We start from the raw sequence: 12,547 nt of genomic DNA on the forward strand, positions 1-12,547 counted from the left end.
GGCTCCTAGCGTTGGCGGCGCCAGTCGCCCAGGAGGCAGGGCGCTGTCGCCAGCATGATGAAGAGATCGAACCAGACCGAGGCGCGGTTCACATATTCCATGTCGAGGCGCACGCGTTCGCGCACTTCCTCACGGGTGTGGACCGGCCCGCGCGAACCGTTGATCTGGGCCCAGCCGGTAATGCCGGGTTTGACGCGGTGGCGGTGGGCATAGTCGCTGACCAGGCCCTGCACTTCGGCATCCTCGGCGGTCATGCCGATGGCATGCGGGCGCGGACCGACAAGCGACATCTCCCCCGAAAGCACGTTGAAGAGCTGTGGCAGCTCGTCGAGTGATGTCATGCGGATGATGTGGCCGACCCGGGTAACGCGCGGATCATTATGCACCGTTTGAGCGCCCATCCGAACTTCGGCGGCCGGGTTGTGCTTCATCGAGCGGAACTTCCAGACGCGGATGATCTGGTTGTTGAAGCCATGCCGGCGCTGGCGGAAGAAGACCGGGCCGGGGCTGTCGAGCTTGATGGCGAGCGCCGTTAGCAGGAGAAGTGGGCTGAACAGCGCCAGGAGCAGGGTGGCGAAGACCACGTCGAAGACGCGCTTGGCCGCAGCCCGGCGCACATCGTTCGGCTGGCCGGAGACATAGGCCGCCGGCGATCGGGCAATCTCGGCCAGTGACTCCGTTTCGGGGTCGAAGCCATCGAGGTCGAGCAGCAGGACGACGCGTTGCGGCAGGACCCTCAGCCGGTCGACAAGATGGCGCACACGCTCGCGGGCCCCGGAGGTGACGGTGACGATGATGCGGTCGATGTCCGGCAGCCGATCCCAGTTCATCAGGTCGTCGAGCTGTCCGAGGACAGGCACGCCGGACATCGAGTCCGGGGCGCGCGACAGCCGGTCGTCGAACACGCCGACGACATTGAGTTCGCGAGTGTCGTTATTGCGCTCCAGCAGGCGCTGCGCGTTCGGAGTGGCGCCGACGAGGACGACGTTTTCCGACAGTGCGCCATTACGGGTCAGTATCTTGAACAGGACGATGACATGGGCGTGCAGCACCATGATAAAGGCAAAAGCGAGATAGGCCGCGCCCATGACCCAGCGTGTATGCGTGCCGGAATAGAGCATGGCTGTCAGCGCGACGAGGCCGGCCAGGGGCAGGCCGGCACCCAGCGCAGCCCGCAGCATCTGCTCGGTGACGGGGCGGGTATAGGAATAGCGGTAGGCATCGGCGTGCCGCAGGCCCCAGCTGACGCAGAGCGGGACCAGGGCAAAGGGGGCGATCTCGGCAACGCTGGAATTCAGCAGGCTGAAGCCCGACACATGCAGCGCCAGCCAGGCCACAAGAGCCGTCATCACGATGTCGGCGGCTTTCAGGACTTCGCGCAGCAGCGGCCGGTTGATGGCATGGCGGCGCAGCAGAATGCGTTCGGCGCCTCGGGCAAGGTTGATCGCGCGGGAGCGCTCTGGCAGGTGCGCCTCGGTGGCACCGGGCGGCGTATTGGAATTTGCCGCCATCCTCATTTGTGAAAGCCCGTCGGCCATTCGGTGAGTCCCGTCACAGTCATCGCCCTGAGCTGTGCCAGATTAGGATCAAGATCAGGTTTCGGCTTTATGCAAAATTTGATCCAATTGCGCTTGAAGCGGGATCTCGTGCATGTGTCTGGCTGTGTTGCCATGAAGACAGGACGCGGCTGACAGCCGCCAACGGCATGGCCCTACCATCCTGGGCGGTGCGGTTCAGATCTTGTCCTTGTACCAGTCGCGGGTCAGGAAGCCGTCGATCATGTCGCAAACGAGCCCGATCTCGGTCAGCGTTTCGATGAAACGGTCCGGGTCCACCAGCGGTTTGAAAACCGACCCGGCTTCGAACTGATCGCCCGCCTCAAGCGCGATGGTGACATGGCCATCCTCGAAGACGCCGCGCAGCTTGCCGCCCTTGAAGTGTCGCTCCAGCGCGATGAGGCGTTCCATCCGGTCGGGTGTGAGCAGGGTGCGCGCTTCGACCTGGTCGGTGGAATAGACGGTGAAGGCGTCTTCAAGCTCCTTGGAGACGAGGGCGACCTTGTCCATGCCGTCGGTCCGGCCCCAGCTCCACCAGCCGTCACGGGCGATGAGGGTGCGTCCGTAAAAGCGGTCGGGATAATCGATATTGAACAGAATGCCCTGGAATTTGGTAACGGTGCGCCGGTTCTTGCCGGACCCCTGTTTCTCGGTGAGCTTGCACTCGACCATGGTGAAATCCGCCTCCGCGCGTTTGCCCTCGATCAGGTCCTCGAATTTCGAGGTGTCATGAGAGGGCAGGAGCTTGGCGTCCTTCAGCCGGTCGAAAGCCGGTGTCGGTGGCGTCTTGACGCTGGCAAAGCTGGTGAAGGATCCGCTGGTGGACTGGCTCTTGATCCAGCTGCCGAGGGAGCGCCAGTCGGAGATGGCGCTGACATCGGGGTGCAGCGTCTCATACCGGAAGCCGAAGCATTCGCAGGCCGCGCCAACGACGAGCTGTTTCGTCTGTGACTTCATCGAGAAGACCGGCACCCAGACGACCGCCGATGCGATGACAATGGCGATGATCCCGAAGAAGATGCCGAACGGGAAGATGACGGCGCCGCGGGTCAGGATGGCGATGATGGCCAGCGCGGTTGCCACGATGACCGCCGCGGTCACCGTGCGCGTGATGGCGCGCTTGATGACGGCCTTGCGCTCGGTTTCCATCTCTTTCAGGCGCGGGGCGAGCCGGTCGCGCCATGTCGTGATGGCGGCCTCGAATTCCGGCCGTTTTTGGCGGATTTCATCGAAATAGATGTCCAGCGCAGCTTGCATCGCCTCTCCCCTCCCATCGCCTCACCGTCAAGACCAGCCGGCTTATTCCTCCGGACCGGCCGACCAGAGGTCTCGTTCCGGCGAGGCTATATGCGCCAGACGGGTTAGCAGGCCGTGAAGCATGCGCGCCTCCTCCGGTGAAAGCGAAGCCAGGAGTTCGCGTTCATAGGCCAGGGCCCGCGGCTTGATCGCGGCGTAGATCTCCTTGCCCTTCTTCGTGAGGCGCAACTCTGCCTTGCGCCGGTCGGCATTGTCGGAGGTGCGCGAGATCAGGCCGCGTTCGGTCAGGCTGGCGGCGGCGCGGCTGACGGCAGGTTTGTCCATCAGCGTCTGGACGGCAACCTGGGTGGAGGTCAGACCTTCATGTTCGCCGAGCACCGCGATGATGCGCCATTGCCAGATCGAGATATCGAAGTCGCGCTCATACATGTCAGCAATTTTTCGCGAGACCGCGTTCGACAGGACAGACAGCCGATAGGGCAGAAATCCGTCGAGCCGGAGGGTCTCCCGGTTTGCGTCCTGTGTCGCATCTGTCGAATCCGTCATCCGTCTTTACGCCTCCGGCGGTTGATTTAGTTGCAGATGCAACTATTATGAGTCATGCAATCTAGCGGAGGATAAAGCACATGGCGGACCTGTTTGAAAATCCGGCTGGCCTCGATGGCTTCGAATTCATTGAATTTTCTGCCCCTGAAAAGGGCCATCTCGAAAAGGTTTTCGAGACGATCGGCTTTACGAAAGTGGCCCGTCACCGCTCCAAGGATGTGGAGCTCTGGCGCCAGGGTGGCATCAATCTGATCACCAATTACGAAAAGGGCACACCGGCCTATTACTTTGCCAAGGAGCACGGGCCGAGTGCTTGCGGCATGGGTTTCCGCGTGCGCGATGCGAAGGCAGCCTATGACCATCTTCTGGCCAATGATGCCGAGCCTTGCGACATTCCCACGGGTCCGATGGAGCTGAAACTCCCGGCTGTGCGCGGCATTGGTCACTCGCTGATCTATCTCATCGACCGCTATGACGACGAGAAGGGCGACGGCCTGTCCATCTATGACATCGATTTCGAATATCTGCCGGGCGTGGAGAAATATCCCGAAGGCGCCGGCTTCAATAAGATCGACCACCTCACCCATAACGTCTACAAGGGCCGGATGAAGTATTGGGCGGAATTCTATGAGACGCTCTTCAACTTCCGGGAAATCCGTTATTTCGACATCAAGGGCGAATATACCGGCCTCACCTCGCAGGCGCTGACGGCGCCGGATGGCAAGATCCGCATTCCGCTGAATGAGGAGGGCGAAGGCGGCAAGGGCCAGATCGAGGAATTCCTGCGCGAATTCAACGGCGAGGGCATCCAGCACATCGCCCTCATTTCCGACGATCTCATCGCTTCCTGGGACAAGCTGAAAGAGCTTGGCGTCCCGTTCATGACACCGCCGCCGGACACCTATTACGAAATGCTGGAAGAGCGCCTGCCCGGCCATGGCCGCGATGTGGCCGAACTGAAAAAGCGTGGTATCCTGCTCGACGGCACGACGGAAGACGGAAAGCCGCGCCTGCTGCTGCAGATCTTTGCCGAGACGCAGATCGGGCCGGTCTTCTTCGAGTTCATCCAGCGTGTCGGCGACTATGAGCAGGGCTTCGGCGAAGGCAACTTCAAGGCCCTGTTCGAGTCCATGGAACGCGACCAGATCAAGCGCGGCGCGCTGAAGGTTGATGAGACGGAGGATGCATAATGGCCGATGCCCCCAAACTCGGTGGGGTCCACCACGTTGCCTATCGCTGCAATGATGCGAAGGAGACTGTCGAGTTCTACAACAAGCTGCTCGGCATGGATTTCCAGCTCGCCATTGCGGAAAACAAGGTGCCCTCGACCGGGGCGCCGGACCCGTACATGCACGTCTTCCTGAATGCCGGGAACGGCAATGTGCTCGCCTTCTTCGAGCTGCCCAACAGCCCGGAGATGGACCGTGACCGCAACACGCCGGAATGGGTCCAGCACATCGCCTTCAAGGTCGACACGATGGACGACCTGATGAACGCCAAGGCACGCGCTGAAGAGATGGGGCTCGACGTGGTCGGGCCGACCCATCATGGCATCTTCAAGTCGATCTACTTCTTCGACCCGAACGGCCACCGTCTCGAGCTGGCTTGCGACATCGGCACGCCTGAGCAGATGAGCGAGCTCAAATCGGTCGCCTGGGACATGCTGGACGAGTGGTCGCGCACCCGTAAGGCGCCGCGCCACGCCGCCTGGCTGCACGAGAAGATCGCCGAGGAAATCGACTGAGGATCCTGCATTCGATAGAGTGTTCATTGAGGCCGTCCCTTCGGGGGCGGCCTTTTTTTCTAAGCTACTCCCCGGCTTTCCATTTGCCGGCCCGGTCGGGCTGGCGCATTTCGCTGCCGGGCTTGCGCGTCCGCGTGGAGGCCTTGCGAAGCGGCGTGAACCGGATGCTGAGCGCCCGCAGGTCGGCGCAGGAATTGAGCAGCGCCATTTTTTCCTTTGTGGTCAGCGCGCCAAGATAATCGCGCACGGAGGTGGCCCGTTCCGCCCGCGCCCTGGCCAGTGCCAGCGGCTCATAGACCTCATATCGGTCCAGCGGCCAGTAAGGGTCGACCAGGAATTCACGGCGTGCCTGCGCTTCGCGGTCCATGAGCAGGCCCGACAATTGCGGCGGGTGCACGGTGCGGAAATTGCCGCGGGCGTCCTGCGAGGTCTGGAAGGAGGGCGGCGCGTCCAGGTCCGAAGGGGTGACGAGGATGCCGGCCTTTCGGGCGGAGTCTCCAGCCGAGCGCAGGCCCGTCCACCAGGTGATCGGCGCGCTGAGAATGAGGCCCACTGTTGCCGGGGCAAGCCAGGCTGCGAAGACTGGCGAGATCGCCACCGCGGAAACCGTCAGCACGATGCCGAGCAGGGTGGCCGGGGCATTGTGGCGCAACGTGGCGACAAAGGTGTAGCCGCCTTCGGCACGCTGCTGCGGCGACCAGCCGGCGTCGCGGCCGAGAAGGACGCTGATGACGGCGCCGGTCTGCGTGGCCATCAGGATCGGGGCGATGAGAATGGAGAGCGCGGTTTCAGAAATCACGCCGACAAAGGTGCGCCATAGCCCCACGGTGCGCCGCCAGTGCTTGCTGGCAAAGCCATAGAGCAGGCCGTAGATTTTCGGCGCGAACAGGATCGTCATGGTCACGACGAAGAGTTTCAGCGCGCGCTCGGAGTCGATGACCGGCCAGGACGGGAAAAGCGAGGCACCGTCGCCGAAATAGGTGGGGGTGAGGAAGCTGTTCTGCAGCGACAGGAACATGCCGATTGTAATGAAGAGCAGCCAGAAGGGCGAGGCGAGATAGGAGAAAATGCCAGTGATGAGGTGGAACCGGCTCGTCCAGGTGAGCCCGCGCGTCTTCAGGAGGACGGCCATGTGCTGCATGTTGCCTTGGCACCAGCGCCGGTCGCGGATAACGAGATCGACGATGGTCGGCGGGCCCTGTTCATAGGAGCCTTCGAGATCGGGGCGGATATCGACATTCCAGCCCGCCCGGCGCAGGAGCGCAGCCTCGACGAAATCATGGCTGAGGATCGTCCCGCCAAAGGGCGCGCGGCCGGGCATGACGGGCAGGCCGGCGGCTTCGGCCAGCGCCTCGATCCGGATGATGGCGTTGTGCCCCCAGAAATTGCCTTCCTTCTGCGCCCACCAGGCGATGCCATGGCCGAGGACGGGGCCGTAGAGCGCCGAGGCGAATTGCTGATGATGGGCAAAGAGGCTTCTTGCACCGACCAGCTGCGGGATGGTCTGTATGAGGCCGGTCTGCGGCGCGGCCTGCATTGCGTCGACCAGCTTCAGGATCGTACCGCGCTCCATATAGCTGTCGGCATCATAGACGATCATATAGTCATAGCGCCCGCCCCAGCGGGTGACGAAGTCGCGGATATTGCCGGCTTTGCGGTGGGCATTGATGGTGCGACGGCGATAGCGGATGGCGACGTCGGAGGGGGCTTGGTCACGAAGACGCAGGAAAGCCGCCTCTTCGCGCAGAGCCGTGTCCGGATCGGTCGTGTCGCTCAGGATGAAGCATTCGAAATGGCCCGGCGCGCCAGCCAGCATGCGGGCCGTCGACAGCACCGTGGCGAAGACCTCACCCACGGCTTCGTTATAGATCGGAAAGCAGATGACCGTGCGCGCATGGGCCAGGCGTTCCGGATCGGGTTTCGCAGGCGCCCGCCTCAGTGTGCCGAGCGCGGCCAGGAAGCCGATCGTGGCATTGATGAAGGCATAGCAGACCCAGCTGATATTGATCGCGAAGATGGCGAGCAGGATCCATTCGAGGATGGTGAGGCCGGAGACCGTCAGCACCTCGTACATTTCGCGTGTCGTCCAGATCGTCAGGGCGAGCGAGGTGACGAGGATGAAGAGCTTGCGCCAGAGATAGGATTTCGGCCGGTTCGCCGGCGTCTCCGGCACGCGCCCGAAGGACTGGTCCGGCATGGTGACCGGAAATTCGGTCGGACGGGGCCTTGAGACACTCATTCGGCTCTCCAGCGGTATAACCAGGTTTCGGTCAATGGCTTGCCGGCCCGCACCAGCAGGGCTCGCAGCTCGGCGACATTGGTTGCCTGGGCATCGAGTTCGAAGCTGAGGCGCACCTTGTCGGAGTTGGGCAGGCGCTTGATCACGGCATTCTTGATCTCGCCGGCAGAAGACGAGATCTCCGGTTCGGCGCCTTCCAGCATGGTGGCATCGGGCACGTCATAATCGATGACGAAGATCTCCCGCTTGCCATCGAGCGTCTTGCCGGCCCGGGTCGCCTTGACCGCGATGGTGGAGGCGGCAGGCGAGGACAAGCCCCAGCGCATCCTGTAGGAAACATTATAGACATTGCCCTTGGTCCAGGCGTTCTCGGGGCGCCAGAAAGCGACGATATTGTCGTTGAATTCATTGATGGTCGGGATCTCGACCAGCATCAGCTCGCCATCCTGCCAGCCGCTTTGCGGTTCGATCCAGACATTCGGGCGGTGATAGTACTGGGCCTCGAAATCGGAATAGGCGTCGAAGCCGCGCTGGCGCTGGATCAGGCCAAAGCCACGCGGGACAGATCCGGCAAGGGCCGAGACCTGCAGCGCGGCTGGATTGACCAGCGGGCGCCACGCCCATTCGCCATTCGCCATATGAATGGCGAGCCCTTCGGAATCGTGCACCGCCGGGCGGAAGTCATTGGCCTGCTTGCGCAGGTCGTGCGGCGAGAAGAAGTACATCGAGGTGATGGGCGCCAGGCCAATGCCGTTGACCTCTCGGCGCGGATAGAAGCTGGCCTCGACATCGACAGCCGTCTGGACACCGGGCTGGACGGTGAATTTGAAGGCACCGGTCACGCTCGGTCCGTCAAGCAGGGCATAGAGTGTGACCTGTTCGGTGCCGGGCTTCGGCTTTTCCAGCCAGAACTCTGTGAAATAGGGGAATTCCTCGCCTTCGGGGGAGGCGGTGCCGATCCCGAGCCCGCGCGAGGAGGCGCCATAGACGCTGCCTGTGCCGAGCGCGCGGAAGAAGCTTGCCCCGCGAAAGCTGATCACTTCGTCGAATTTGCCAGACTGGTTGAGCGGGGTCAGCACGCGGAAGCCAGCAAAGCCGAGCGTGTCTCGCACCTTGCCCGGAACCGGCAGGTCGAGAAAGTCAAAATCCTCCGGGCGGTAGGGGCGCGGAGAGACTTGCCCCTCCTCGACCAGATTGATGGTGATTTCCTGGTTGAAGAGGTACCCTCGCGGGTCGAGCATCACGCGATAGCCATGCTCGCCCTCCGGCCAGATCGCCGCTTCGTCATTGAACTGAATGCGTCGATACTGGTCGTAATTGAGGCTGGACGCTTCTTTCGGCGCACCCGCTGGGGCCTTGTAATCCTTTGCGGCAAGCGCCTTCGCTTTCTCGCGCACCTGGGCGAAGCTGAATCGGGTCAGCGCCGGTGTCGCGGGATTGGCCGGGGACAGGGTCAGCGGCGCAATGACAGGCTCGCCGTCTGCCGACGTGGCAGGCATGCCGGACGTTTCGGAAGCGGCTGTCTCCGACGCAGGGGCCCCAGTGGTTTCGCCGGAGCCCGGCAGCGCGTTCGGGGCGGTCTCGACCGGAAGGGGGGCAATCGTCTGCAGGTGAGCAGCCGGGCTGATGTCTCCGGTCGTGTCAGCTTGTTCCGATGGCTCGGATGGCTCCTGAGAGGCGCTCTGGGGCGTTGGGGAACAAGCCATGATGGAGAAGGCGAGGGCCAAGCCTGCCATATTCCATCCGCCCCGGACACATGGCGTTGGTCTCAAGCTCCACGCTCCCTCACCAATGACGGCTTTAGCAAGCCGCCCGGCCTGCTGCAGCGCAACAATCCATTAAACGTACTAGTGCGTGAGGAAGGATTTGGTTGCCAAACAGGCTGCAGTGATTTGCGCTGAGGCAATTAAAAATCGGACAGGCAGGCGCGCAAGCCGGATCGCTTGCGCGCCTTGGGAACCTAGTCGTCAACGACCATCGAGGCCATGCGCTTCTTGATGATGGTTTCGGCGTCGGCGACGATACGATCGATCAGGTCTTTCACGGTCGGGATGTCGTGGATGAGGCCCTGGATCATGCCAGCCGACCAGATGCCGTCCTCGGTGTCGCCTTCTTCCATGGCCTTGCGCCCGCGCACGCCGGCGACGAGGTGCTGGATGTCCTCGAACTTGGCGCCGCCTGCGCCTTCGATGGCGACGACTTCCTCGCTGACCTTGTTCTTCATGACGCGTGCGGTGTTGTGCAGGGTCCGGAAGATGAGCTTGGTGTCGCGCTCGTCATTCTCGACCATCTGTTTCTTGAAGTTCTCATGGATGGGCGCCTCTTTCGTGACGCAGAAGCGCGTGCCCATATTGATGCCGTCGGCGCCCAGTGCGATGGCAGCGGCCAGCCCGCGCCCGTCGCCGAAGCCACCGGAGGCGAGCATCGGGATCTTCACTTTCTCGGCTGCCGCCGGGATCAGGATCAGGCCGGGGATGTCGTCTTCACCAGGGTGGCCGGCGCATTCGAACCCGTCGATGGAGATCGCGTCCACGCCCATGCGCTCGGCGGAGAGCGCATGACGAACGGCGGTGCATTTATGGATGACCTTGATGCCGTGCTTCTTGAATTCATCGACATGCTCCTGCGGCTTGTAGCCGGCAGTCTCGACGATCTTGATACCGCCCTCGATGATGGCCTGGCGATACTCGGCATAGGGCGGCGGATTGATGGCCGGCAGGATGGTGAGGTTCACGCCGAACGGCTTGTCGGTCATCTCCTTGGTGCGCTTGATCTCCTTCGCGAGATCCTCCGGTGTCGGCTGAGTGAGCGCTGTCAGAAAACCGAGGCCGCCGGCATTGGCGACGGGCGCAACCATTTCGGCATAGCCGACCCATTGCATGCCGCCCTGCACGATGGGGTGCTGGATACCGAATTCTTCCGTAAATCTGGTCTTGATCGCCATGATGTTGTTTTCCTCCGAAAAGTTTGTCTGATGGTGTTTTAGTCGATGCCGATATAACCGAGCGTGGTGGCCCGCCGGATGGCTCGGGCCTTGCCGGAGACGCCCAGCTTCCTGGCACTGTTGGTGATGTGAAAGCGCACCGTGGGCACCGAAATGTCGATGATGGTGGCGATTTCGGAATCGGTCTTGCCGGCCGCGGCCCACTTCAGGCACTGGATCTCCCGGCGGGTCAGATAGACCGCTGGTCCTTTCGGCCCGATGGCATGGGCATCGTGATAGGTCGCAATGAATTTGAGCGCCAGCGCATGCAGATATTCGGCATGGGTCTCGAAAACGGGTTTGACGTCGAACGCCTTGTCACTGGCCCAGACAATGGCGCCTATGACACCGCCCGGCAGGTGTACGGGCGCGACAATGGCGCATTCCACATGCGCCTGCAGGTACTGGTCGGGATCGTTCGTGGCCTGGAGCGCCTCGTTCGGGCGCCAGCTGCCAAGCTCGCCCTCGGCGAAATAGAAAGGTTCCGCACAGGTGCGTGTGGCGTGAACGAGCGCGGATCGCAGCGCGAAGGCACGATCCTTCCAGTATTCGAGGTCCGGATCGATCCAGCGGAACAGCGTTTCCGCGAAGGGCCGACCTTCGGCGTCGACCATGGGTTCGGGGCTGCCGATGTCGGCGCTGACGGCGATGTATGGCAGGCCCAGTTTACGGCCGGCCTCATACACCTCCCGGGCACGGGCGGCGACCTGATCTTCCAAAAAGTCAGACGGGGAGGAATGAGGCATGCGAGAACGACGGTTGGAACCCTATTACAACTGGCAGCTTGTCCGGTGTTTGCGCCCACTGCAAGCTTGACCCCAAGGCAGCTCGCCCAAGTTCAATAATGGTAGAGAGGGCAACACATGCAACTGGCGCTGGAAGAAAAACACGAGACGTTTCGCCAGGAGGTGCGCGCATTCCTCGAAGAGAAACTCCCGCCGGAGCTGGCGGAGGCTGGACGGCTGACAACCAGCGTCTTCATTGATCCGGAATACAGCCTGCCCTGGCAGCGTATCCTGAACGAAAAGGGCTGGGCCGCGCCTCACTGGCCGGAGGCTCATGGCGGGCCCGGCTGGGACGAGATGCAGAAATACATTTTCGCGTCCGAATGCGCGAAAGCCGGCGCGCCGCCCTTGGCACCCATGGGGCTTAACATGGTCGGACCCTGCATCATGGGCTACGGCACCGAGGAACAGAAGGCCTATTACCTGCCGCGTATCCTTTCGGGTGAGGACTATTGGTGCCAGGGCTATTCCGAGCCGGGCGCGGGTTCCGACCTCGCCAGCCTGTCGATGAAGGCCGTGCGCGATGGCGACGCGTACATCCTCAACGGCTCCAAGATCTGGACCACCCATGCCCAGTTCGCCAATCGCATGTTCTGCCTTGTTCGCACCGATGGCTCCGGCAAGCCCCAGCAGGGTATCACTTTCCTGCTGCTGGACATGGACCTGCCGGGAATCCGGGTGGAACCGATCATCACGCTGGCCGGGGAGCATGAGGTCAACCAGGTCTTCTTCGACGATGTCCGGGTGCCGGTATCGGGGCGCCTTGGCGAGGAGAATGATGGCTGGACGGTCGCGAAATATCTGCTTGAATTCGAGCGGGGCGGTGGTTCGTCGGCCGGGCTTGAAGTGGCTTTGCAAAGGGTGCGGGACATTGCGCGCGCCGAAGCGCTGAATGGCGGGTCCGTGGCCGATGATCCGGACTTTGCCCGGCGTCTGTCCGACACGGAAATCGCGCTGGAATCCGTCAAGATGACCGAGCAGCGTGTCACCGCCGCGCTGGCTGGCGGGAAGAATCCTGGTCCGGCCTCGTCCATGCTGAAGACCGCCCGCACCGAAACCATGCAACGCATCGATGAACTTGCCATCGAGGCCGCCGGTCTCTACGGCAATGTCGATCAGATGGCCGCACGCCAGCCGGGCTCGAATGTCGAGCCGATCGGGCCGGCGCACAGCCTGACGGCGATGCCGCGTTATCTCAATAACCGGGCCGGGTCGATCTATGGCGGCTCGAATGAGGTACAGAGAAACGTCATGGCAAAGCTTCTTCTCAAGCTTTGAAGCCTGCCGAATCTGTAGCTTTTACGGCGCCCTGTCATTTCCGATAGCTTGTGCATGAGGCCGGCTTTGGGAACCCTCTAAGGCATATTCGACATCCGGTAAAAACGGATGCGGCCTTTAGGGAGGAAAACATGGTTCCATCAAAAACATTCCGTCTGA

General features: G+C 62.2%; 10 protein-coding genes. 3 read left to right on the forward strand and 7 right to left on the reverse strand.

Annotated features, from left to right (window positions below):
- Window positions 1-5: 5 nt before the first annotated feature.
- From B8784_RS15805 to B8784_RS15815, 3 genes are all read right to left on the reverse strand, one after another.
- The gene (locus tag B8784_RS15805; RefSeq protein WP_233356189.1) at window positions 6-1,517 is read right to left on the reverse strand and encodes an exopolysaccharide biosynthesis polyprenyl glycosylphosphotransferase; all 1,512 of its coding nucleotides are present in this window, start codon (window positions 1,515-1,517) and stop codon (window positions 6-8) included.
- Window positions 1,518-1,733: 216 nt separating this feature from the next.
- Window positions 1,734-2,813, reverse strand: coding sequence for a DUF3137 domain-containing protein (locus tag B8784_RS15810; protein WP_084398873.1), 1,080 nt, complete (start codon window positions 2,811-2,813; stop codon window positions 1,734-1,736).
- Window positions 2,814-2,855: 42 nt separating this feature from the next.
- Complete coding sequence (locus B8784_RS15815; protein ID WP_084398874.1) at window positions 2,856-3,359, reverse strand: MarR family winged helix-turn-helix transcriptional regulator; 504 nt, start codon at window positions 3,357-3,359, stop codon at window positions 2,856-2,858.
- Window positions 3,360-3,439: 80 nt separating this feature from the next.
- Between B8784_RS15815 and hppD the strand changes: the two genes are divergently transcribed.
- On the forward strand, window positions 3,440-4,549 hold the full coding sequence (gene hppD / locus B8784_RS15820) for a 4-hydroxyphenylpyruvate dioxygenase (RefSeq protein WP_084398875.1): 1,110 nt from the start codon (window positions 3,440-3,442) through the stop codon (window positions 4,547-4,549).
- The gene (locus B8784_RS15825; protein WP_084398876.1) at window positions 4,549-5,103 is read left to right on the forward strand and encodes a VOC family protein; all 555 of its coding nucleotides are present in this window, start codon (window positions 4,549-4,551) and stop codon (window positions 5,101-5,103) included. The genes hppD and B8784_RS15825 overlap by 1 nt, the downstream gene beginning before the upstream one ends.
- Window positions 5,104-5,167: 64 nt before the next feature.
- On the opposite strand, the gene mdoH is transcribed toward B8784_RS15825, so the two are convergent.
- The 4 genes from mdoH to B8784_RS15845 form a co-directional block, all read right to left on the reverse strand.
- Complete coding sequence (gene mdoH / locus B8784_RS15830) at window positions 5,168-7,342, reverse strand: glucans biosynthesis glucosyltransferase MdoH (RefSeq protein WP_084398877.1); 2,175 nt, start codon at window positions 7,340-7,342, stop codon at window positions 5,168-5,170.
- Window positions 7,339-9,078, reverse strand: coding sequence for a glucan biosynthesis protein (locus tag B8784_RS15835; protein WP_084398878.1), 1,740 nt, complete (start codon window positions 9,076-9,078; stop codon window positions 7,339-7,341). The genes mdoH and B8784_RS15835 overlap by 4 nt, the downstream gene beginning before the upstream one ends.
- A 224-nt stretch (window positions 9,079-9,302) precedes the next feature.
- Complete coding sequence (locus B8784_RS15840; RefSeq protein ID WP_084398879.1) at window positions 9,303-10,286, reverse strand: NAD(P)H-dependent flavin oxidoreductase; 984 nt, start codon at window positions 10,284-10,286, stop codon at window positions 9,303-9,305.
- A 38-nt stretch (window positions 10,287-10,324) separates the two neighbouring features.
- Window positions 10,325-11,044, reverse strand: a complete 720-nt coding sequence (locus B8784_RS15845) for a helix-turn-helix transcriptional regulator (protein WP_233356190.1) — start codon at window positions 11,042-11,044, stop codon at window positions 10,325-10,327.
- A gap of 144 nt (window positions 11,045-11,188) precedes the next feature.
- Here B8784_RS15845 and B8784_RS15850 point away from each other — a divergent pair, with 144 nt between their 5' ends.
- The gene (locus tag B8784_RS15850) at window positions 11,189-12,388 is read left to right on the forward strand and encodes an acyl-CoA dehydrogenase family protein (RefSeq protein ID WP_084398881.1); all 1,200 of its coding nucleotides are present in this window, start codon (window positions 11,189-11,191) and stop codon (window positions 12,386-12,388) included.
- Window positions 12,389-12,547: the final 159 nt, after the last annotated feature.

The sequence above is a fragment of the Henriciella aquimarina genome, from assembly GCF_002088975.1.
GTDB lineage: Bacteria > Pseudomonadota > Alphaproteobacteria > Caulobacterales > Hyphomonadaceae > Henriciella > Henriciella aquimarina.

Coding starts and splice junctions, on each gene's coding strand:
- B8784_RS15805 (WP_233356189.1), bottom strand. CDS start 1,517: ATGAGGATGGCGGCAAATTCCAATACGCCGCCCGGTGCCACCGAGGCG.
- B8784_RS15810 (WP_084398873.1), bottom strand. CDS start 2,813: ATGCAAGCTGCGCTGGACATCTATTTCGATGAAATCCGCCAAAAACGG.
- B8784_RS15815 (WP_084398874.1), bottom strand. CDS start 3,359: ATGACGGATTCGACAGATGCGACACAGGACGCAAACCGGGAGACCCTC.
- hppD (WP_084398875.1), top strand. CDS start 3,440: ATGGCGGACCTGTTTGAAAATCCGGCTGGCCTCGATGGCTTCGAATTC.
- B8784_RS15825 (WP_084398876.1), top strand. CDS start 4,549: ATGGCCGATGCCCCCAAACTCGGTGGGGTCCACCACGTTGCCTATCGC.
- mdoH (WP_084398877.1), bottom strand. CDS start 7,342: ATGAGTGTCTCAAGGCCCCGTCCGACCGAATTTCCGGTCACCATGCCG.
- B8784_RS15835 (WP_084398878.1), bottom strand. CDS start 9,078: ATGGCAGGCTTGGCCCTCGCCTTCTCCATCATGGCTTGTTCCCCAACG.
- B8784_RS15840 (WP_084398879.1), bottom strand. CDS start 10,286: ATGGCGATCAAGACCAGATTTACGGAAGAATTCGGTATCCAGCACCCC.
- B8784_RS15850 (WP_084398881.1), top strand. CDS start 11,189: ATGCAACTGGCGCTGGAAGAAAAACACGAGACGTTTCGCCAGGAGGTG.